This is a genomic window from Halomonas sp. 111, assembly GCF_052379685.1.
Taxonomy (GTDB): domain Bacteria; phylum Pseudomonadota; class Gammaproteobacteria; order Pseudomonadales; family Halomonadaceae; genus Vreelandella; species Vreelandella citrativorans.
Map to the genome: position 1 here is coordinate 19,132 of NZ_JBQSYV010000020.1, position 21,475 is coordinate 40,606.

General features: G+C 53.4%; 19 protein-coding genes. 9 read left to right on the plus strand and 10 right to left on the minus strand.

Annotation, left to right across the window (positions count from 1 at the left end; translation table 11 throughout):
• The first annotated feature begins 236 nt into the window (after window positions 1-236).
• The 4 genes from ACT3T7_RS14680 (at window position 237) to ACT3T7_RS14695 (ending at window position 5,098) form a co-directional block, all read left to right on the plus strand.
• On the plus strand, window positions 237-1,439 hold the full coding sequence (locus tag ACT3T7_RS14680; protein ID WP_172117530.1) for a quaternary amine ABC transporter ATP-binding protein: 1,203 nt from the start codon (window positions 237-239) through the stop codon (window positions 1,437-1,439).
• Window positions 1,439-2,269: an ABC transporter permease gene (locus ACT3T7_RS14685; RefSeq protein WP_172117529.1), complete on the plus strand. Its 831-nt coding sequence runs from the start codon at window positions 1,439-1,441 to the stop codon at window positions 2,267-2,269. The genes ACT3T7_RS14680 and ACT3T7_RS14685 overlap by 1 nt, the downstream gene beginning before the upstream one ends.
• Window positions 2,270-2,421: 152 nt before the next feature.
• The gene (locus ACT3T7_RS14690; protein ID WP_444631429.1) at window positions 2,422-3,294 is read left to right on the plus strand and encodes a glycine betaine ABC transporter substrate-binding protein; all 873 of its coding nucleotides are present in this window, start codon (window positions 2,422-2,424) and stop codon (window positions 3,292-3,294) included.
• 160 nt (window positions 3,295-3,454) lie between these two features.
• Window positions 3,455-5,098, plus strand: a complete 1,644-nt coding sequence (locus ACT3T7_RS14695) for a BCCT family transporter (protein ID WP_192527427.1) — start codon at window positions 3,455-3,457, stop codon at window positions 5,096-5,098.
• A gap of 63 nt (window positions 5,099-5,161) precedes the next feature.
• Here the strand turns inward: ACT3T7_RS14695 and ACT3T7_RS14700 are convergent, their stop codons facing one another.
• The 6 genes from ACT3T7_RS14700 to ACT3T7_RS14725 all read right to left on the minus strand — a co-directional run bounded on the left by ACT3T7_RS14700 (window position 5,162) and on the right by ACT3T7_RS14725 (window position 11,360).
• Complete coding sequence (locus ACT3T7_RS14700) at window positions 5,162-5,887, minus strand: 3'-5' exonuclease (protein ID WP_444631430.1); 726 nt, start codon at window positions 5,885-5,887, stop codon at window positions 5,162-5,164.
• A gap of 1 nt (window position 5,888) precedes the next feature.
• Window positions 5,889-7,799 carry a putative nucleotidyltransferase substrate binding domain-containing protein gene (locus ACT3T7_RS14705; RefSeq protein ID WP_444631431.1) on the minus strand — a complete coding sequence of 637 codons (1,911 nt, stop codon included), beginning with the start codon at window positions 7,797-7,799 and terminating at the stop codon, window positions 5,889-5,891.
• A 129-nt stretch (window positions 7,800-7,928) separates the two neighbouring features.
• Window positions 7,929-8,321: a DUF4168 domain-containing protein gene (locus ACT3T7_RS14710; RefSeq protein ID WP_087105327.1), complete on the minus strand. Its 393-nt coding sequence runs from the start codon at window positions 8,319-8,321 to the stop codon at window positions 7,929-7,931.
• Window positions 8,322-8,580: 259 nt separating this feature from the next.
• Window positions 8,581-9,297 carry a monofunctional biosynthetic peptidoglycan transglycosylase gene (gene mtgA / locus ACT3T7_RS14715; protein WP_172117523.1) on the minus strand — a complete coding sequence of 239 codons (717 nt, stop codon included), beginning with the start codon at window positions 9,295-9,297 and terminating at the stop codon, window positions 8,581-8,583.
• Window positions 9,298-9,305: 8 nt separating this feature from the next.
• Window positions 9,306-10,160, minus strand: coding sequence for an S-formylglutathione hydrolase (fghA, locus tag ACT3T7_RS14720; protein ID WP_172117522.1), 855 nt, complete (start codon window positions 10,158-10,160; stop codon window positions 9,306-9,308).
• A gap of 90 nt (window positions 10,161-10,250) precedes the next feature.
• Window positions 10,251-11,360, minus strand: coding sequence for an S-(hydroxymethyl)glutathione dehydrogenase/class III alcohol dehydrogenase (locus tag ACT3T7_RS14725; RefSeq protein ID WP_193054474.1), 1,110 nt, complete (start codon window positions 11,358-11,360; stop codon window positions 10,251-10,253).
• Window positions 11,361-11,520: 160 nt separating this feature from the next.
• Between ACT3T7_RS14725 and ACT3T7_RS14730 the strand changes: the two genes are divergently transcribed.
• Both ACT3T7_RS14730 and ACT3T7_RS14735 read left to right on the plus strand, forming a co-directional pair.
• A complete protein-coding gene (locus ACT3T7_RS14730) occupies window positions 11,521-12,417 on the plus strand; it encodes a LysR family transcriptional regulator (protein ID WP_444631432.1) in 897 nt (298 codons plus the stop codon).
• Between the two features lie 175 nt (window positions 12,418-12,592).
• On the plus strand, window positions 12,593-14,164 hold the full coding sequence (locus ACT3T7_RS14735) for an AbgT family transporter (RefSeq protein WP_444631433.1): 1,572 nt from the start codon (window positions 12,593-12,595) through the stop codon (window positions 14,162-14,164).
• Window positions 14,165-14,289: 125 nt separating this feature from the next.
• On the opposite strand, the gene rpoD is transcribed toward ACT3T7_RS14735, so the two are convergent.
• From rpoD to rpsU, 3 genes are all read right to left on the minus strand, one after another.
• The gene (gene rpoD, locus ACT3T7_RS14740; RefSeq protein ID WP_444631434.1) at window positions 14,290-16,146 is read right to left on the minus strand and encodes an RNA polymerase sigma factor RpoD; all 1,857 of its coding nucleotides are present in this window, start codon (window positions 16,144-16,146) and stop codon (window positions 14,290-14,292) included.
• 225 nt (window positions 16,147-16,371) lie between these two features.
• The gene (gene dnaG / locus ACT3T7_RS14745) at window positions 16,372-18,222 is read right to left on the minus strand and encodes a DNA primase (RefSeq protein WP_444631435.1); all 1,851 of its coding nucleotides are present in this window, start codon (window positions 18,220-18,222) and stop codon (window positions 16,372-16,374) included.
• Between the two features lie 175 nt (window positions 18,223-18,397).
• Window positions 18,398-18,613, minus strand: a complete 216-nt coding sequence (rpsU, locus tag ACT3T7_RS14750; RefSeq protein WP_008956349.1) for a 30S ribosomal protein S21 — start codon at window positions 18,611-18,613, stop codon at window positions 18,398-18,400.
• 235 nt (window positions 18,614-18,848) lie between these two features.
• Here rpsU and tsaD point away from each other — a divergent pair, with 235 nt between their 5' ends.
• Complete coding sequence (gene tsaD, locus ACT3T7_RS14755; protein ID WP_444631436.1) at window positions 18,849-19,898, plus strand: tRNA (adenosine(37)-N6)-threonylcarbamoyltransferase complex transferase subunit TsaD; 1,050 nt, start codon at window positions 18,849-18,851, stop codon at window positions 19,896-19,898.
• Here tsaD and plsY read toward each other — a convergent pair whose 3' ends face one another.
• Window positions 19,899-20,471, minus strand: a complete 573-nt coding sequence (gene plsY / locus ACT3T7_RS14760) for a glycerol-3-phosphate 1-O-acyltransferase PlsY (RefSeq protein ID WP_172117515.1) — start codon at window positions 20,469-20,471, stop codon at window positions 19,899-19,901.
• Window positions 20,472-20,549: 78 nt separating this feature from the next.
• Here plsY and folB point away from each other — a divergent pair, with 78 nt between their 5' ends.
• Together folB and folK are read left to right on the plus strand one after the other, a co-directional pair.
• Window positions 20,550-20,921, plus strand: a complete 372-nt coding sequence (gene folB / locus ACT3T7_RS14765; protein WP_192527421.1) for a dihydroneopterin aldolase — start codon at window positions 20,550-20,552, stop codon at window positions 20,919-20,921.
• A gap of 4 nt (window positions 20,922-20,925) precedes the next feature.
• Window positions 20,926-21,471 carry a 2-amino-4-hydroxy-6-hydroxymethyldihydropteridine diphosphokinase gene (gene folK / locus ACT3T7_RS14770; RefSeq protein ID WP_444631437.1) on the plus strand — a complete coding sequence of 182 codons (546 nt, stop codon included), beginning with the start codon at window positions 20,926-20,928 and terminating at the stop codon, window positions 21,469-21,471.
• The last annotated feature ends 4 nt before the right edge of the window (window positions 21,472-21,475 follow it).

A 21,475-nucleotide genomic window follows, 5' to 3' on the forward strand; every position in this document is an offset into this window, starting at 1 on the left:
TGGGCGCAAAATGACACATGTGGCATTTCTTGACCGCGCTTAAAGAGGCGTTGTGACACAACCCACTCATTTATGTATAATATTTTTTAATAAATATACAACCATATACTGTTTTTTCATTATGAATGCTTTGTGTGGCTGCTTTATACAGAAGGTGGTGCTGCTTTTATGTAAATGGCGGCAAATCAGAAAGAGCAACCATACAAAGCGCCTCATACACATAAAAGGCATCGCCTATGGATGAGCAACGTCCTGTTAAAATTAGAGTCCGAGGCTTAAGTAAGGTCTTTGGTAAACAACCTCGAAAAGCATTAGAGCTACGCGACCAGGGTCTTAAACGTCCAGAAATCCTTGAGCAAACAGGCCAGACACTCGGCCTTTCCAACATATCCTTCGATGTTTATGAAGGTGAACTCCTCGTCATCATGGGCCTTTCGGGCTCAGGCAAATCGACATTGATCCGCTGTCTTAATCGCCTGATTGACACAACGGAAGGTGAGATCATCATTGATGATGAAAACATCCCCACCCTGAGTGAAAAGGCGTTACTGGAGTGCCGACGCCGCCATTTCTCGATGGTCTTCCAAAATTTTGCGCTGTTTCCGCATCGCACGGTGCAAAAAAACGCAGAGTTTGGCTTGGAAATACGCGGCATTGATAAAGCCGAGCGTCATAAAATCGCCCATACCGCCCTTAAACAGGTGGGTCTGGAAGGCTGGGAGAACGCGTATCCCCACCAGCTTTCAGGGGGAATGCAGCAGCGCGTTGGCCTGGCCCGCGCACTGGCTAACGATGCCAGCGTACTGTTAATGGATGAAGCATTTTCAGCGCTTGACCCCTTGATTCGTAAGGACATGCAACTGGAACTTTTGCAGCTCCAAGCCAAAATGCAAAAGACCACGGTCTTCATTACCCACGATTTGGATGAAGCGCTGAATATCGGTGATCGAATCGTGCTGCTTAAAGATGGCGAAGTCGTCCAAATTGGCACTCCTGAAGAAATTCTGACCCAACCTGCGGACGATTATGTGCGTCGGTTTATCGAAGGGGTCGACCGCTCGCGTGTGCTAACGGCCGAGAGCGCTATGCGCCCACTGCGTAGCACCGCGCGTGATAGTGATGGCCCCCGCACGGCACTTCACCGCATGCGGGACCACGCAATTGACTCTATCTACGTAACTGACCGTGACCGCCGTCTGCTCGGGCTACTGGAAGCCGAGTCCGCGAGTACGGCGATCAAGGAAGGCGCCGAAAAAATCGCCGACTACCTGACTCAGGACTTCCGCAAAGTGTCCCCCGACGAGCCGTTGCAGAACCTGTTCGCCATGTTTAGTGAAAAGAGCTTTCCTATTGCCGTGGTAGATGAACAGCAACGCCTACTGGGCGTTGTGGTGAAAGGCGCGGTACTGGATGAATTGGCACGAGCAGGAGAACCGTAATGGACATTCCCCGTATCCCGCTAGGCAGTTGGATCGAAGGTGGCCTCACTTGGCTAACCAGCGAATACTCTGTGGTTACTCGCGGCATTTCACGCTTTACCCAAACCGGGATTAACAGCCTGAATGATGGGCTGATGTGGCTACCGGAGTGGGCACTGCTGGCCATTATTGCCCTGCTTTGCTGGAGGCTTGCGGGCCCGCGCTTGGCACTGGGGGCGGTCCTTGGCTTGGCATTAATCTGGAACATGGGCCTTTGGGGACCCATGATCGAGACGTTAACGCTGGTGGTGATCGCAACCGTCGTTGCCGTTGTCATTGCACTGCCTATCGGCATTACCGCAGCATTATCGGAACGCCTTTATCGCTTGTTCATGCCGCTGCTGGATTTTATGCAGACCATGCCTGCGTTCGTCTATCTGATACCGGCCATTCCCTTTTTCGGCATTGGTTCTGTGTCCGCCATTTTTGCCACGGTTATCTTTTCCATGCCGCCCGCCATTCGCTTTACGACGCTCGGCATTCGTCAGGTACCTACAGAGTTAATAGAAGCTGCGGATGCTTACGGCGCTACTCGAAGCCAAAAACTATTTAAAGTGCAGCTACCGCTCTCGTTACCTACTGTGATGGCGGGCATTAACCAAACGATCATGCTAGCGCTTTCCATGGTGGTTATTGCCGCGATGATAGGTGCCGATGGGCTAGGCAGCGAAGTATGGCGTGCAATACAGCGCCTGCGCCCAGGCGACGGCTTTGAAGCCGGTATTGCCGTTGTTATTCTGGCCATGCTGCTTGACCGTTTAACGCAGTCGTTACGCAAGACCTCAAGGTAAGCTGACTGAAATACCCAACGACAACGAGAAAATGAGAAGTAACTTGATGGGGTGTTAGCCCCTTTGACTTGATGAGCTTTATTTTCACTACCATGCTGAATTGCCTAACATGATGTTATGTTAAGGCAAACAATACAAAAGGGAGCAAGTGAATGAAAACACGTATGCTAAATCGTCGTATCCGTCTGGCCTCTGCCGCATTGATTGCAGGTACTGGGTTAGTCGTAGGCAGTGCCGCTCAGGCGCAGGATCAAGGCACCATCAATCTTGCGTATGTTGAATGGTCGTCAGAAGTAGCCTCTACTAACGTCGTTGCTGCGGTGTTGGAGCAGGCTGGCTACGAAGTAGACATGACTTCGCTTTCCGCAGCGGCCATGTTCCAGGCGCTTTCAACCGGTGACGCCGATGCGATTGTTGCCGCATGGCTGCCAACAACGCACGCTGAGTATATGGAGCGCATTGGTGACCACGTCGAAGACCTGGGCCCCAACCTGAACGGCACCAAACTGGGGCTCGTCGTACCGTCTTACACAGACGTTGACTCGATTGCCGACCTTAATAGCAACGCAGACCTCTTTAACAGTGAGATCATCGGTATAGACCCTGGTGCAGGCCTGATGGGCTTGACAGAGCAAGTTGTCGATACCTATGACCTTGATCTTCGCCTGCGCAGTGGCAGCGACGCCACGATGGTGGCAGCGCTTAGTAACGCCATTAATAATGAAGAAGATATCGTGATCACCAGCTGGACGCCCCACTGGATGTTTGCACGCTGGGACCTTAAATACCTGGAAGATCCAGAAAACGTGTTTGGAGGCGCTGAGCAAATTCATACCGTTGTACGTAACGGTTTTGCCGATGAAATGCCAGAAGCCTACGCGATTCTCAATGCATTCGAATGGACCCCAGAGCAAATGGGTGAAGTAATGCTGATGAATCAGGAAGACGGAAGCGACCCCTACGAGAACGCCAAGAAATGGGTCGAAGAAAACCAGGATGTGGTTGAGCAATGGCTAAATAGCTAATCGCTATCCACCACTGTGCCGACGTCAGTTGATACTGGGGTCGGCACCTTTGTTTGCACTTACAAAACAGTTCCAATAAAACAGCAATACAATGCTTGTTAATATATAGTTAAGCAAAACGACACTACGCGTGTTTTCTAATTAAAACGGAGAGGTACTCGTGGATAAACAAGAGCCCAATAGCTCCCCTGAGGAGCCAAAATCCCCTGAAGGCATACCCGCTCCCGATGGGGCGGCAAACCTGATCGATACCGACTACGTTGTTGGTCAGGACAACATTACGACCAATAAAATGGGCTTTGACCTTGACCTGCACGGCAAGGTGTTTAGCATTTCAGCGATTATTGTACTGCTATTCGTGGTCTTGACGCTGGCGCTGCAAGACACCATTGCGCCGGTATACGATTCCATTTTCAACTTCCTAACCGGCAACCTGTCCTGGTTTTTTATCACGGCTGCCAACATATTCGTTATTTTATGTGTTGGTTTGATTTTCTCCCCGTTGGGTAAAATCCGCCTTGGTGGCGTCGACGCCAAACCGGATTACACCTATATGGGCTGGTTCTCTATGCTGTTTGCCGCTGGCATGGGCATTGGCTTGATGTTCTTTGGCGTAAATGAGCCACTTACCCACTTCGGCACCGCCTTTGATGGCAGTAATTGGGCACCGCTTGGCGGCGCCGAAGGCAACGCTGCAGCAGCCACATCGCTTGCCATGGCAGCCACCATTTACCACTGGGGCCTGCACCCTTGGGCGATTTACGCCATCGTGGCACTTTCGCTGGCCCTGTTCTCGTTCAATAAAGGCTTGCCGCTTTCAATGCGCTCGGTGTTTTACCCCATTTTGGGTGAGCGCGTTTGGGGCTGGCCAGGCCATGTGATCGATATTCTGGCGGTGTTTGCATCGCTGTTTGGTTTGGCTACGTCACTAGGCCTAGGTGCCAGCCAGGCGGCAGCGGGGCTTTCGTATTTGTTTGGCGCGCCTGAAAGCGATGTCACGATGATTCTATTGATCGTCGGCATTACCCTGGTGGCGATTGCATCCATTGTTGCTGGTGTTGATAAGGGCGTGCAACTGCTCTCCAAGATCAACATCGCCATGGCGGCGTTGCTACTGTTCTTTGTGATTGCGGTAGGCCCGACTCTGTTCATCGCGACGGGCTTCTTTGAAAACCTGTGGAGCTATGCGACTCACTTCACCGCGCTTTCAAACCCGTTCGGCCGTGAAGATGCTAACTTCAGCCAAGGCTGGACGGCCTTCTACTGGGCATGGTGGATCTCCTGGTCTCCTTACGTCGGCATGTTTATCGCCCGCGTATCACGCGGCCGTACGGTTCGAGAGTTTTTGATTTCCGTACTTATTATCCCCTCAGTAGTATCGGTACTTTGGATGACGACCTTTGGCGGCACCGCCATTGATCAATATGTAAGCCAGGGTATTAGCACCGTGCGCGATGCGGGCGTCGACCTTCAGCTGTTCCTGATGCTGGAGCAATTGCCACTGGCACAAATCACCTCTTTCGTGGCGATTTTGCTGGTCATCATCTTCTTTGTCACCTCCTCCGACTCAGGCTCGCTTGTGATTGACTCCATCACTGCGGGCGGCAAAGTGGATGCCCCCACACCGCAACGCGTGTTCTGGGCGATCATTGAAGGCGCCATTGCCATTGCGCTGCTGCTGGGCGGCGGCCTTACGGCGCTACAAACCATGGCCGTTTCCACCGGGTTCCCGTTTACCATCATCCTACTGGTGGCGTGCTACGCGATCGTCAAAGGTTTGATGAGCGAACCAAAAGCAGTGTAATTAATCGGTACGCATGACCAAAACGGGCAGCCCAAGGGCTGCCCGTTTTTTATTAGTACCGTGCTAACACCAAATATTTTTTAAAGGCGTATCTGGCTGATAATGGGTGGCGATTTGTGCCTGGAGAAGCTCTGCCGTTGCCAATGCATCGACCAGCGCATGATGCCCCTGGTAGGCAGGCAAACCATAGCGGGCACGGCTAGCGTTTAAACGTATTGAAACCGGGGGGCGTCCCAACCAGCGGCGAAAACGTGCCCATAACGTTTGTCGATGTATCCTCGCCTCAAGCGACATCGTATCGATCATCGGGAACATCACCCCCTCGCCACGCCGTGCTTTAATCGCCGTATCCAGGAAGGGCCGCTCAATATTGCGAAAGTGAACCACGACCAAATGGCCCGCAAGCGTGTCCAACAGCTCATCCAGCACCATGTCCAAATCCGGGGCATCTGCCACCTCGGAATGGGTAATATGGTGGAAAGCTATCGATGATTCAGACAGCGTTCTGGTGGGCTTGACGACCCAATAACGGCGCTCCGCGAGCTTGATACGATCCAGTGTAAACGGCACGACGCCCATACTGACAATAGCATGGCGCCGCTCATCCAAACCGGTGGTTTCCAAATCCAGTGCAACCATCGGCACGTCAGCAATGGGGGTATCACCAGAAGGCAGTGATGTGGCAAAAAACCGCTGGATAGCAGGGTCTTTCGCCTGGCGCTCACGCTGCGCCATATAGTCAATCCAGTCGGGCTGGGTGATGCGGTGACGCGGGCGAATGCCTAGCATGTTAGTGCCTCTGCCGTTGAGCGGGCACCGGGTAACGGAACTTTAAAAATTTCTGAGCATTGCTAAGCACATGGAAAGCATCTTTCAGCGTATGCCGCTCGCTGTCCTCTACATTTTCAGGCTCAATATTGTTATCTGGCTCTCGGTCTTCCTGAATATCGATCATCTGGTGGCGCAACCGCGTCATACATAAAAACTCAAACGCATAGCTCAGCTTATCGCTAACACCTGGAGCTAAAAGCTGGGTATCGCTTATATCTTTTAGTCGCTGAAACGTATTTTGCGCTTTGGAACCACACGCCAGCGCATGGATACGGATTAGGTCAACCATCGGTGCTGTGCCACGGCGTTTCAGGTTAATTGAATTGTTATGCTTGCCATCCTTTTCCATGACAAAGGTACGGAAGAAGCCAAGCGGCGGCGTACGGTTCAACGCGTTACGCGCCATTGCCGCTAAAAACAACGGCGACTCAGCGGCTCTACGAGCAATTAGATCCTGTAGCGTTTCAACAAAATGTTCTTCGCCATAGATGCTATCAAGGTCAAAGAAGATCGAACTCTGCAGCAGCTTTTTAGGCGTCGGATTGGAAATCCAATCTTCAAAATAGCTTTTCCAAACGCCCAGCGGCTGACGCCACTCTTGATTGGTGGCCATGATATCGCCTTTGCAGTAGGTGTAACCACAGGCATCCAGCCCATCGCTAACAAACTTGGCCAGCGCATAAAAATAGGCGTCATGCTCTTCAGGGATAAAGTCATCAGACAAAATGAGCGCATTATCCTGGTCAGTCACAATGCTTTGTTCATTGCGTGCCATTGAGCCATTAACCATAAAACAGTAAGGCACCGGCGGTGGCCCCAGCTCAGCTTCGGCCAGTTCCAGCAAGCGCCGGAAGAAGCTACGCCCCACCGTTGAAAGCGCGCTGCCCACCATTTGCGAGTTAGCGCCCTCCTGAACCATTCGGACAAAGGACGCTCGAACATCGGGTGCCAGTTTGGCAAGCCCTTGTGTGCTGGACTGATTGAAAACATTGCTGACCAGGTAGAGTCCGCTATGCGTTTCATAGCGAATAATATCGGAAAGGTGCACCACGCCAACAGGCCGCTGCCGATACAGCACCGGCAAGTGATGAACATTGTTGCGCAGCATGGTCAGCATGGCCTCATATATCGACGCATCCGACTGTATGGTAATCAAATGAGAGGACGCGACATCGCCAATCGCGGTTTGCGGTGAAAGCCCCTCTGCCACGACCCGGGTTCTAAAGTCACTATCGGTAAAAATACCCACCATTTTCCATTTGGCGCCCTCGCTGTCTTGAAAACTGTAGCGCGGGCTGCCGGTACATTGGGTGAGCACAATGGCCGCTGATGCCTGGGCGTCGTTAATTTGCTGGGCAACCTGTTGAAGGCTGGTGGTGGATGCCACCATGACGGGATAGCGGGTCACCAGTTTGCGAATACGCGTGACCATCATATCGTTCGACTTTTTTTGTTGCTCGGCAACCGTTTCAAGCCGGGGCCGTTCAAGCTCTACAAAGTCAGCAAAGTCATCATCCTCTTCACATAAGCGCTGAAAGACATCGTTGGGAATAAAATAGATCAGTGTGTCTTCAATCGCCTGAGCCGGAAAGCGTACTTTGTGATTTCGCAATAAGCTAAAGTGGCCAAAAATATCCCCTTCGCCCAACCGGTTATAAAGCTCGCCCTGGCGGCGATACACCTCAACAGCGCCACTTCTTATAAAGCACAGCTCACTAACGGTGTCATTTAACTCCAGGATATCGCTGCCCGTTTTGAAATAGCTGACCTCAACGCGCTCGGCAATCGCATCAAGCAGCTCATCCGAGAGACCATCAAAAGGAGGAAACTGGCCCATAAACTGGCGTATTTCAAGTAGTTCTACGTCCATGTGATCTCCCAAGACGTGTCTAATAGATAAGCCGAGTTTGGCTCGGTTCATCACTACCGTAAACCCTGGACGCAAAAAAAGCCCGACACCAAGGTGTCGGGCTTTGCTGGTGTATCAGCTAGTGATGGCTTAGGACTGGCTTGCCATCTCTTGAACACGCTGCATCATTTCCGGATCTTGCTGGATAGACTGACCGATAGCATTGAAGGTATCGACATCCAAGCCACTGTCTTCAACTACTTCGATCATACGATCGTTAGCTTCGGCGCGAACTTCCTGTTGGGCTGACTCATCTCCTGCTTCCTGCAGACGCTGTGTGTACTCTTGCGAGATCACGGCGATTTCTTGAGAAGCATCGGCGAACTGCTGTAGCTGCTGGTCAGAAAAATCCTGGGCGGGTGCTGCTTGCTGAGTAGCCATGGGATCCTGAGCCGGGTCCTGCGCTTGCTGGGCGTTGGCAGTAGATGCCATTAAGCCAGTGGCGAGCAGGGCAGCAGAGAATAGAGCAGTTATACGTTGCATAGTAAGAAACCTCATTGACGCGATATGAATGTGGTAAATGTGACGCAAGGATTCAGCACAGGTTCAATTTTTTAAGTAAGAGAACGTAACAAAATGAAGTTACGATAATAACAACACACATAAAAATATATAAAAACAGTTTATATTCAATCACTTATACAAAAAATACCGCTATCATTTTGAATAATATTCGTGCACTTTTTTATAAATAGAAGCGCATCAAGGGAAGAAGCTGGCTTTAGCTCTTTAATCCAGCCTTCTATAGCCGTTCCAGGTACCCTACTCCGCCCAGGTTATGCATCTGCTGGCGTACCCATTGGCTACGCCTTTCCACTTGGGCGTCAGGTCGAGAGGCGCTGCGGGTGCGTGGGCTGGGGAGGATGGCCGCGAGCAGGCTTGCTTGGCGCTCCGTCATCGCTCCACCGGAGGCGCCAAAATAGTGTTGCGCTGCGGCTTCCAGGCCAAACACGCCGCTATCCCATTCAGCGATATTCAGATACACCTCAAGAATACGCTGTTTGCTCCAGAAAATTTCAATCAACAGTGTGAACCAGGCCTCTAACGCTTTGCGCGTCCAGCTGCGCCCACTCCACAAAAAAACATTTTTGGCTGTTTGCTGACTCAGCGTGCTGGCGCCGCGCAAACGGCCGCCATCACGACTGGCTTCCCAGGCGCGTCGCAACTCAACAAAGTCAAAGCCTCGATGCAGAGGGAAGCGCTGATCTTCAGCAGCAATCACCGCCAACTTGGCATTGCTGGATAAATTGTCCCAGCTTCGCCACTGATGCTGAATGCGAATAGGTTCGCTGTTTACCCAGCTCTGTATTTTGCGCTCCACCATGATCATGGAGCCTGGCAAGGGCACAAAACGAAACAGAATGACCAGCGCCACAGAAAGGAGCACAAAAACCAGCACGCCGCGCCACACAAGACGCCATAGCTGACGAAGAAAGCGGCTCAGCGTACGTTTAAGCATCGTTATCCTTAAGATTTCATAAGATGTTCCGCATGATAACGTAGATGCTCCTCAATGAACGAGGCAATAAAGAAGTAACTATGGTCGTAACCTGGCTGACGACGCAGTGTCAGCGGATGATCATGCGCGTCACATACGGCTTCAAGCCGCTCGGGCTTGAGCTGCTCTTCTAAAAACTGGTCCGCCTCGCCCTGGTCAATAAACAGCCGTTGACGCGAGGCGCCATTAGCGACCAATTCACAAGCATCGTACTGACGCCAGGTGGACTGGTCCTCACCCAAATAGCTGGTAAACGCCTTTTGACCCCAAGGGCAGTTCATCGGGTTCACAATCGGCGAGAATGCTGACACCGAGCTAAAACGCCCTGGATGACGCAACGCTAAAATTAATGCCCCGTGGCCGCCCATCGAGTGGCCGCTAATCGACTCACGCCCGTTTACCGGGAAGTGCTGGCGTACAACGGAAGGCAACTCTTCAACGATATAGTCGTACATTCGATAGTGTGGCTTCCACGGCGCTTGGGTAGCGTTGACATAAAAACCTGCCCCCGAGCCAAGGTCATAACTATCGTGCTCGCCCGGTAAGTCTGTGCCACGCGGGCTGGTATCCGGACAAACGATAGCAATCCCCAGCTCTGCCGCTATCCGCTGGGCGCCCGCTTTCTGCATGAAGTTTTCATCGTTGCAGGTAAGCCCGGATAACCACCATAAAAGCGGTACACGCTCGCTTTCGGCTTGTGGCGGTAAGTACACCGCAAATTCCATATCGCAATCCAGCGCCCGAGAGTAATGGCGGTAGCGTTTGTGCCAGCCACCAAAACTGCGATTGGCAGACACCAGTTCCAGGGTTTCACTCATGCTCATGGGGCAGGCTCCTTGCGAAAAGAGAAGCGCGGCAGTGCTGCCTGCCGCGCTTTATCAGTAAATTAACAATACAGACCTGTTAATAACGACCTAGTAATGCAGAACGGTGCGGATGCTCTTGCCCGCATGCAGCAGTTCAAACGCTTCGTTGATTTTCTCAAACGGCATATCGTGAGTAATAAAATCATCAATATTAATTTCACCGTTCATGTAACGCTCAACGTAGCCTGGCAGTTCACTGCGGCCTTTCACACCACCAAACGCGGAGCCTTTCCAAACGCGCCCGGTCACCAGTTGGAACGGACGTGTGGAAATCTCTTCCCCCGCACCGGCGACGCCAATCACGATCGATTCGCCCCAGCCTTTGTGGCAGCACTCAAGCGCTGAGCGCATCACATTGACGTTACCGATACACTCAAACGAATAGTCCACGCCACCATCGGTCAAATCAACAATAACCTGCTGAATGGAGTCGCTGTAATCCTTGGGGTTTACAAAGTCAGTCGCGCCAAACTGCTTGGCCAGCTCAAACTTATCCGCATTAACGTCAATGGCGATAATTCGACCCGCTTTCGCCATGACCGCGCCCTGGATTACCGCCAGACCAATCGCCCCCAAACCAAAGACTGCGACGGTAGCGCCTGGCTCTACTTTTGCAGTGTTGAGTACCGCGCCAATACCGGTAGTCACGCCACAGCCCAGCAAGCAGATTTTATCCATCGGGGCTTCTTTGGAAACCGCTGCTAACGAGACTTCAGGAAGTACGGTGTATTCGCTGAACGTGGACGTTCCCATGTAGTGGTGCAGCATCTTGCCATCCAGCGAGAAGCGCGAGGTGCCGTCGGGCATTACGCCTTTCCCTTGGGTGGCACGCACGCTGCCGCACAGGTTGGTTTTACCTGACAGACAGAATTTGCACTTGCCGCACTCAGCGGTATATAGCGGAATAACATGGTCGCCTGGCTTGAGGCTGGTCACCCCTTCACCTACTTCCTGAACGACACCGGCGCCTTCATGACCCAGCACTGAAGGGAAGAGTCCTTCCGGGTCAGCGCCCGACAACGTATAAGCATCGGTATGACAAACGCTAGTAGCCGCCATTTTTACCAACACTTCGCCCGCTTTTGGACCTTCCACATCAATTTCAACCAGCTCAAGCGGTTTACCCGCCTCTAACGCAACGGCAGCACGTGATTTCATAGTGTCACTCCTTAAGACAGTGGCGCAGTAAGTCGCCTGAACAGATAACGTCTTGCTCCAATAGCGACAGTGTAAGGTAGTTAGAGGTACTAGAAAAAGCGGGATATACTCATAATATTATTGCCACTGAGCAACAATCACCTACAACGGATGAATCTCCATGCAGCGCTGGGATCGTGTCGAAGCCTTTATTGAAGTAGTCAGACTGGGCACATTTTCTGCGGCCGCAAACCATCTAAAAGTATCAACCTCGCATATTAGCCGCTTGGTGAGCCAACTCGAAAACCAGCTCGGCATTCAGCTTCTCTACCGTACAACGCGTCAAATACGCTTAACGGATGCAGGCGCTCTGTATATGGAGCATTGCCAGCATCTGTTTGATGGATTGAAAGATGCTGAGCAGGCGCTGAGCGAACTGCAGGCCAAGCCTCGGGGCCTGCTTAAGCTGACCTCAGCCACTACCTTTGGCGAGCGTTATATCGCACCACTGGTGAATGAATTTCAATGCCTACATCCTGATCTTGAAGTGTACATGCATTTTACCAACCGGCCCGTTGAACTCATTGAGGAAGGCTTTGATATCGCCATTCGCATGGGCGTATTAAAGGATTCAACCCTGATCGCCAGGCGCCTGTGCGACCGTCGTGAATATGTTGTCGGCTCTCAGGATTACTTTCGCCAGACACCGCCTCCTCACACGTTGGCGGAACTTGGCCAACATCGTTGTTTGGTCGGTTCACGGCCTAATTGGCTGTTTGATAGCAACGGCCAACGCCGCGAAGTACGCGTAGAAAGCTGCTGGACGGGTAACTCCGGTCCCGCCCTGCTGGATGCCGCGCTTAAGGGCCTGGGCCTTGCCCAACTGCCTGACTATTACGTAGCACCTCACCTTGCAAGTGGCGAACTCATCGCCGTACTGGAGCCCTTTCAGCATCATGATACGGCTGTCTGGGCGGTTTACCCCCGCCACCGCCACTTATCCCCCAAGATTCGTCAATTGGTCGATTATCTGGTGGCCAATATGTCGCGAGTACTGCCGAACACGCCATCACTTTAACGCCAGAGCCGGCCTTTCGCTTGCCATAGCCCCTCCTGCGCTTACGGCATTTCATTTTTTAAATCCCGCTATACGTAAAGCCGTTTGCGCCCTTATACACTTCAAAGTAGTGTCATCTTTTAGCCCCAATGGGCTTTTTTTTGCTACAAACCTCCACTCTAACGACATAAAACTTATGACACCCCCTAAAAACCATGAAAAAAACCTAAAGCGTGGCGCGTTTACCCGCTTTCTCGATAGCGTTGAGTGGCTTGGCAACTTGCTCCCTCATCCGGTCACGCTATTTGCCATTTTATGTGTCCTTGTGGTGATAGCCAGCGGTATTGCCGGTGCCTTAGGCGTGTCAGTTGCCGACCCACGCCCCGCTAACGAGGGCGAATGGATTGCGGTTAATTCCCTCCTTAATGCCGAAGGCTTACGCCGGCTGGTCACCGAGATGGTGACAAACTTCACAGGCTTTGCGCCTTTAGGCACTGTGCTGGTTGCCATGCTGGGCGTTGGCGTAGCCGAACACTCAGGGCTACTTTCTGCCAGTATGAGAGCGTTGGTGCTTAACCGCTCACCCCGCATCGTTACCTACGCCATTGTGTTTGCGGGCATTATGTCCAACATGGCGTCCGAACTTGGCTACGTTGTACTTATTCCTCTGGCCGCCATGATCTTCCATTCGCTTGGGCGCCACCCTTTGGCGGGTCTCGCTGCAGCTTTCTGTGGTGTTTCCGGCGGCTACAGCGCCAACCTGCTCATTGGAACCGTCGACCCGTTACTTTCTGGTATTACTCAAGAGGCCGCTCGCCTACTGGACCCGGCTTATGTAGTAGGCGCTGAAGCAAACTGGTTCTTCATGTTTGTCAGCACCTTCTTTGTGACCTTGATCGGCGGCCTGGTTACCGAACGTATCGTGGAACCGAAGCTTGGCAAATACGATGCCGCTGATGCCGATAGCGACATTGGCCAGCAGTCCATGCAAGGGCTTTCCGCTGAGGAGAAGCGGGCGCTAAAAGGTACGGGGTTAGCCACGCTGGTGCTTATTGGCTTAATTGCCATGACCGTGGTACCTGAAAATGGCATCTTGCGTAATCCAGAAACAGGGCTAATCAGCGGCTCGCCCTTCCTGAGCGGCATTGTGGTCATTGTAGCGGTCTCCTTCTCGCTACTGGGCTTCATCTATGGGCGCCTGGCAGGCACGATGCACAATGACCGTGATGTGGTAAATGCCATGGCCAAAAGCATGAGCAGCCTTGGGCTGTATATTGTGCTGGTCTTCTTTGCCGCTCAGTTTGTGGCGCTGTTTAACTGGAGCAATTTTGGTACCGTGACGGCCGTGGCGGGCGCTGATCTGCTGGAGTCTCTTGGGTTACGTGGCCCGGGCCTGTTTGCGCTGTTTATTTTACTGTGTGCGTTCGTCAACCTGTCGCTGGGCAGCGCATCGGCTCAGTGGGCGGTGACCGCTCCGATTTTCGTTCCCATGCTGATGCTGATGGGCTACGCGCCAGAGGTGATTCAGGCGGCCTACCGGATCGGTGATTCTGTCACCAACCTGATCACTCCGATGATGAGCTATTTTGGGCTGATACTGGCGGTTGCGACCCGTTACCGCAACGATATGGGCATTGGCACACTGGTCGCCTTAATGTTGCCCTATACGCTATTCATGCTGATCGGCTGGAGCTTACTGTTCTTTGTGTGGGTGTTTTTGCTGGGTCTGCCTGTTGGTCCTGGCTCTGCAACTCACTACACGCTATAACAAAGGCTCAACGGCATCAGGATTCGTGGAGTACTTGACACTAGATAGCAAAAAGCCCGCCGTTTAAAAAACGGCGGGCTTTTTTTACGCTAGACACTAGCGCCTAAGCACTAACCTGGACTGACTTACTCGTCCAGGAACGAACGTAGCGGCTCAGAACGGCTAGGGTGGCGAAGCTTGCGCAGCGCCTTGGCCTCAATCTGACGAATCCGTTCACGGGTTACGTCAAACTGCTTGCCCACTTCTTCAAGCGTGTGGTCAGTATTCATATCAATACCGAACCGCATGCGCAGTACCTTGGCTTCACGTGCGGTGAGGCCGCCCAGTACGTTACGCGTCGCTTCAATCAAGCCTTCGCCGGTGGCCATATCGATAGGCAGCAGCATGGTGCCGTCCTCGATAAAGTCGCCCAAGTGCGAGTCATCATCATCACCAATCGGCGTCTCCATGGAGATCGGCTCTTTGGCAATTTTGAGCACCTTACGTACTTTGTCTTCCGGCATTTCAAGACGTTCGCCGAGCTCTTCCGGGGTCGGTTCGCGGCCCATTTCCTGCAGCATCTGGCGCGACACGCGGTTAAGCTTGTTGATCGTCTCAATCATGTGAACCGGAATACGGATCGTCCGTGCCTGGTCGGCAATTGAGCGGGTAATCGCCTGACGAATCCACCAGGTCGCATAAGTAGAGAACTTATAACCCCGACGGTATTCGAACTTATCCACTGCCTTCATCAAACCGATGTTGCCTTCCTGAATCAAATCAAGGAATTGCAGACCACGGTTGGTGTACTTCTTGGCAATCGAGATAACCAGACGCAGGTTGGCCTCAACCATCTCTTTCTTGGCGCGGCGTGCTTTTGCCTCACCAATCGACAGCTTGCGGTTCACCTCTTTCAAATCCGCCACGGTGAGCTGCACCATGTCTTCTTCGAAAGCAATTTTGCGCTGCGAACGGGCGATATCAGAACGTAACGGCTCAAGACGGTCAGCGTATTTGGGCTGCGCTTCCTGGAACGCATCCAACCACTTGGGGTTAGATTCGCTACCTGGGAACGATTTGATAAACGTCTTGCGCGGCACCTTGGCTTTTTTAACACAAAGCTGCATGACCGCTTTTTCCTGGGCACGCACTTGCTCAACACTAATACGTACCTGGCCTACCAGGCGTTCAAAGTGTTTTGGCACCAGTTTGATCGGCGAGAACAATTCGGCAAGACGAGCCTGCTCGGCTTTCAGCTCGACGCTGCCGCGACCGTGCTTGGTAAGCGCCGCTCCGGCTAACGCATTTTGCTCGCGAATTTGCTCAAAACGCGCCCGCGCCTCTTCAGGGTCCGGACCGCCTTCGCTGGCGTTGGAATCTTCGTCATCCTCCTCGCCATCGCTGTCGCCGTCTTCGTCGTCGCTTAAGTCGGTGGCTACCTCAGGTTCAGGCACATCCGCTTCGGCAACGCCGGGGATACCTTCATCGGGGTCGATAAACCCTGAGAAAAGATCCGACAGACGGCCAGGCGCTTCTTCATCCTGAGTAGCGTCGTAAGCATCCAGAATGGAGGCGACAGCCCCTGGCAAGTAGGCCAGTGCCGACATGACTTCACGTGTACCCTCTTCGATCCGCTTGGCAATTTCGATTTCGCCTTCACGAGTCAAGAGTTCTACTGTGCCCATTTCACGCATGTACATGCGGACTGGGTCTGTGGTGCGACCCACGTCGCTTTCCACGGCAGCGAGTGCCGCAACGGCCTCTTCCGCAGCGGACTCGTCCGTGGAGTGATCCGACATCATCAAAGTGTCTTCATCAGGCGCTTCTTCAGCGACACGGATACCCATGTCGTTGATCATGCCAATGATGTCTTCCACTTGATCCGGGTCGGCGATATCCTCGGGTAGATGGTCGTTGACCTCGGCATACGTCAGGTAACCCTGCTCTTTGCCGCGCGCGATCAACTCCTTCAGACGTGACTGCTGCTGCGCATTTCCAGCCATAGAAACCCTATCTCGACGAAGAAGAATGAAACACCTGGAGCGCTGAATCGATTAAACTCAACAAGCCGAACAGTATAGCGTAAATAGCTGTATTTTTTCCAGCGAAACGTATTTGCGCGGTCATTCAGGTGTGTTAGGTTGTTCGGTTAGGCCAGCACTTGGTGACTGACCCTATATCTGGTGTTGGTGAGGGAAAAATTCAACCCCCCTCTCTCCGAACACCGGTCAAAACCGCTGGGCCAACTCGACTACCAAGCCGGCCAAACGCTGACGCTGCTGTTTATCCAATTTCTGCCCAGCGCGTTCCTGAGCCAACAACGCTTCGTACTCTTCCTGGGGCGAGCGTTTACGTTGCTTCTGCTGCAAGTGCTCAACCAACCCCCTTAACTCTGCTTCTCGTGCTGCCTTGGGGATCAATAACTCCCGCGCGGCAAACTCTGCCAGCACCGCGCCCTGTGGCGTACCCTGAAAATGCGCCAGCACGACCTGCGGACTACGATAGCGTCCGGCCTGCAAGAGCACGATCAAATCGCGACAGAGCGGCGTATCCGCATCATCAGGCAGCCACTCCAGATTATCCGGCAAGGCTGACACTACGCTCGGCTCGTGCAGCAGAAGCTGCACGATGCGCCCAACGGGCGTAAGCACCCGGTTACGTGCACGTGACGTAGCTCCAGTAGAGCCCGCCTTTACAGTACTCGTCTGCTCCGCGCTATCTTCGACAACAGGTTCAGCCGCCTCCCAATACGCTTGCCCCTTGGGTGCCGCTGTGCGCTTATCCAACAGCGCCTGCAACTGCTGTTGCGCCAAGCCACTGCGCTTGGCAAGCGCTTCAAGCAGTAACGATTTGAGCATGCCATCAGGTACTTTGTTCAACGCTTCAAGCACCTGGCTTGCAAATCGCTCGCGCCCCTCCACCGTGTTTAAATCACGGCCCTGAGCCGCCTGCTCAAACAAAAACTCCGACAGCGGCATTGCACAGGTAACACGATCCTTAAACGCTTCGGCGCCTTCACGACGCACCAGCGTATCCGGGTCATCACCTTCTGCCAGAAATAGAAAACGCGCCTCACGGCCGTCAATCATCAACGGCAGCGCGGTTTCCAGTGCTCGACTGGCGGCTTGGCGGCCAGCGCGGTCGCCATCAAAGCAGAACACCACTCGGCTGACCAAACGAAACAGACGGCTTAGGTGATCTTCGGTCGTCGCGGTTCCCAGCGTAGCCACCGCGTTATGGATGCCGTACTGCGCAAGCGCCACAACGTCCATATAGCCTTCTACCATCACCAGCTGTTCAAGCTTGCTGGATGCCTGGCGCGCCTCATAAAGCCCATAAAGCTCGCGCCCTTTATGAAACACTGGGGTTTCTGGTGAATTGAGGTATTTGGGCTGCTCGTCGCCCATCACTCGCCCACCAAATGCAATCGTCCGCCCTCGTAGATCGCGGATCGGAAACATCACCCGATCCCGAAAACGATCGTAAGTACGCCCCGTATCTTCACGATGAATCAACAGGCCATACTCAATCTGGACAGGTTCTGATATCTCCCGCTCACCAAGGTGCTGCTTGAGCGCTTCCCAACCGCCAGGCGCGTAGCCTATGCCGTAGGCACTGATCACCTCAGCAGAAAGCCCCCGGTTTTCCAGATATTGCTGGGCGCTTTGCCCTTCGCGCATTTTAAGACGCTCGCGATAAAAGCTTGCCGCAAGCTCAAGCAGGTTAACGCCCTCTTTGCGCTTTTTTTCTCGCTGATGTGCACGCGGGTCGTCAGCGCCTTCGCGCGGCACGTCAAGACCCAGCCGCCCGGCCAACTGCTCCACCGCTTCAGGAAACGGCAATTTGTCGTATTCCATCAAGAAGCGTAGTGCATTCCCATGCACGCCACAGCCAAAGCAGTGATAAAACTGTTTATCAGCACTTACCGTAAACGAAGGCGTTTTTTCCTGATGAAAAGGGCAAAGACCCGAGTAGTTCCGGCCAGCCTTTTTAAGCTGCACACGCTCACCAACCACTTCCACCACGTCAACGCGGCTAAGCAAATCGTCAATAAAACGCTGGGGAATCTGGCCTGCCATTTACAACGGCACCCTCGCGCATGTGCGCTAAACGCTTGCTTAACGTCATCTGGCGGACTGCCCAATCACCTTAAACAGCGTAGAAAACTGAAAAAACAAACGGCCACCTAGTGGCGGCCGCTTGGCATCCCTCTTGAGACAACCAGCTAACCGCTCTGGCTCTCTCGGGTACGGATCAATAGAGCCGTTCGAAACGCTTTTGCTCACGCTGAACTTTCTTGGCGTGGCGTTTTACGGCAGCTGCCGCTTTGCGTTTACGCTCAGCAGTCGGCTTCTCATAGTGCTCGCGACGGCGTACTTCAGAAAGAACACCAGCTTTTTCGCAAGAACGCTTGAAGCGACGCAGGGCGACGTCAAACGGCTCGTTATCACGTACTTTTACAGAAGGCATTAAGCACTCACCTACCTTAAGGAGTCTTGAGTTCGAAAGTACGTACACCATCATCGCATTATTGCGAAGAACATAGCGTACGACCCATTTTTTACAGCGCACGATAGTTTAGTCGTGGTTGGCAATGATTGCAAACTGCACCCCTGACATTGTGTAATCAATGCCACCTTTATGGGCGTTAGACATGTTAAAATTTTGCCTTATGCAATCTGTTAGCCCTCTGTAGAGACTTCCTATGCGTGTGCTTGGCATCGAAACTTCCTGCGACGAAACCGGCGTTGCTCTTTATGACACCTCCCGCTCAGGGGGCGATGGCCTGCTGGCCGATGCGCTGTATAGCCAAATTGCCATGCACGCCGAATATGGCGGCGTGGTACCCGAGCTTGCCTCACGGGACCACACGCGCAAGCTGCTCCCTTTGATTGAGCAGGTGTTAAGTGATGCCAAGCTAACAAGAGACGATTTAGAGGGTATTGCCTATACCGCAGGCCCGGGGTTGGTAGGCGCGCTCATGGTGGGTGCCAGTACGGCCCACGGTATGGCCCGTGCACTAGGCATTCCGGTATTGGGCGTGCACCACATGGAAGGTCATCTACTCGCTCCCATGCTGGAAGACGATGCGCCAGCGTTTCCTTTTGTGGCCCTACTGGTATCTGGCGGCCATACCCAGTTGGTGGAAGTCCAAGGACTTGGAAGCTATCAGCTATTGGGTGAATCTGTTGATGATGCGGCCGGTGAAGCGTTTGATAAAGCCGCCAAAATGCTCGGCCTTGCTTATCCCGGCGGCCCATTGGTGGCCAAGCTTGCCGAAGAGGGCGACCCCAAACGGTTTCGTTTTCCACGTCCGATGACTGACCGGCCGGGGCTTAACTTCAGTTTCTCAGGGTTAAAAACGCATACCTTAACGGCTATACGTCAGTTGGAAGCGGCTGGCGAACTTGACGAGCAGGCGCGCGCTGATGTGGCCCGCGCCTTTGAAGAAGCCGTGGTCGATACACTGGTCATCAAATGCCGCCGGGCGCTGGACCAAACGGGGTTAAAACGGCTGGTAGTGGCTGGCGGGGTGAGTGCCAATCACCGGCTGCGTGAGCGTCTGGCCCTTGAGTGTCAAAAACGTCAGGCAAAGGCCTACTATCCTCGCGGCCGGTTCTGCACGGATAACGGCGCCATGATCGCGTACGTGGGCGCGCAGCGCCTGGCCGCTGGAGAACAGGACAAGGATGGCGTTATGCAGGCTACGCCGCGCTGGCCGCTTGATCAGTTGACGCCTCCCAACGCCGAATAATTAGCGACGCCCCAGGCGCGGCTCATCGCCGCGTCTTAATCTGCGAATATTAAGCCCATGACGCAGCAGCACCAGTAGGCTCAAGCCGCCCACTACGCCCACATAAGCAGGCGCCAGCCAGATACAGGCAAGCGGCGCCACCAGCGCGCTTAACAAGGAAGCCATTGCCGCGGTTTTTAAGCGCCACGCCAGCAAGGTCCACACCCCCACGCTCACCAGCGCAACACCCGGGGTCAACACCAGCAGCACGCCCAACGCGCTGGCGACGGCCTTTCCGCCACGAAAGCCATACCATACCGGGTAGCTATGCCCCAGTAATACCGCCAGCCCAATCAGCCCCTGCCAACTGACCGGTAACGCCATTAATTTACTGGCAAGCACTATGGGTACGCCTTTTAACGCATCCAGCAAAAGCGTGGCACCCGCTAGGCGCGGCCCATAAAGGCGTAACACGTTAGAAAAACCGGGATTACCGGAGCCACAGCGACGAGGATCGCCCACTCCCGCTATCCGGCAAACACTAATCGCTGCCAGCCAACTGCCGCTTAAATAGCCGAACACTAACCACGCCATGGCGCCTTTTCCATCCTACTGTCGTTTCGTTTCATCCTAACGTACAATCGCCCGCTTGTTGTCGCCGAGGAAGAGCTTGTGGACCGCATTTTGATCGAAGCACTCAAGGTAGACACCGTGATTGGTGTTTACGATTGGGAACGCACCATCCAACAGTCGCTTAGCCTGGACTTAACCCTGGCGACCGATATTCGCCCGGCTGCCGCTACTGACGATTTAAGCTTAACGCTAGACTATGCGGCTATCTGCCAGCGTATCCAACGATTCGCTGACACGCATCAATTCGCGCTGGTGGAGACCTTCGCGGAACGCTTGGCTGACTGCCTGCGCAGCGAGTTTTCCATTACCTGGTTACGCTTGCGGGTGCGTAAACCCGGCGCGGTGCCGCAAGCGGCGAGCGTAGGCCTTGAAATTACACGTGGCGAGCTACCGGAGGCCACAAGGACATAATCTCATGAGCCTGGTTACCGTCAGTTTAGGCAGCAATATTGATCCTGTGCGTCATATCCGCCTGTGTCTCGATGCACTTTTCGATACCTTCGGGCCTTTAAATGTCTCGCGCGTTTTTGAAAGCGAGCCGGTTGGTTTTAGCGATACCCGTAATTTTTATAACCTGGTCGTGGCCTTCGAAAGTAACTGGTCGCCGAGTGAATTACAGGCATGGGCCAAGGCTTTGGAAATTATTCATGGCCGTAAGCAGGGCTTGGACAAATACAACCCTAAAGCGCTGGATATCGACCTGCTAACAGTGGGTAACCTGCAGGGCGTCGTTGAAGGTGTTGCACTGCCCCGCGCCGAGATGACCGAAAGCGCATTCGTGTTACAGCCCTTGGCGGAGCTGCTACCTAACGAACGGCACCCGGCTTGCAACACGCCTTACGCCACACTTTGGAATAATTTTTCGCTGGGGAATCAGCGGCTTTGGGCGGTAGATTTTACCTGGGGTAGCGCCTGGATATCGCACGCGGAGCCTGCGCTCTGTACGTCCCAGGCTCGCTAAACCT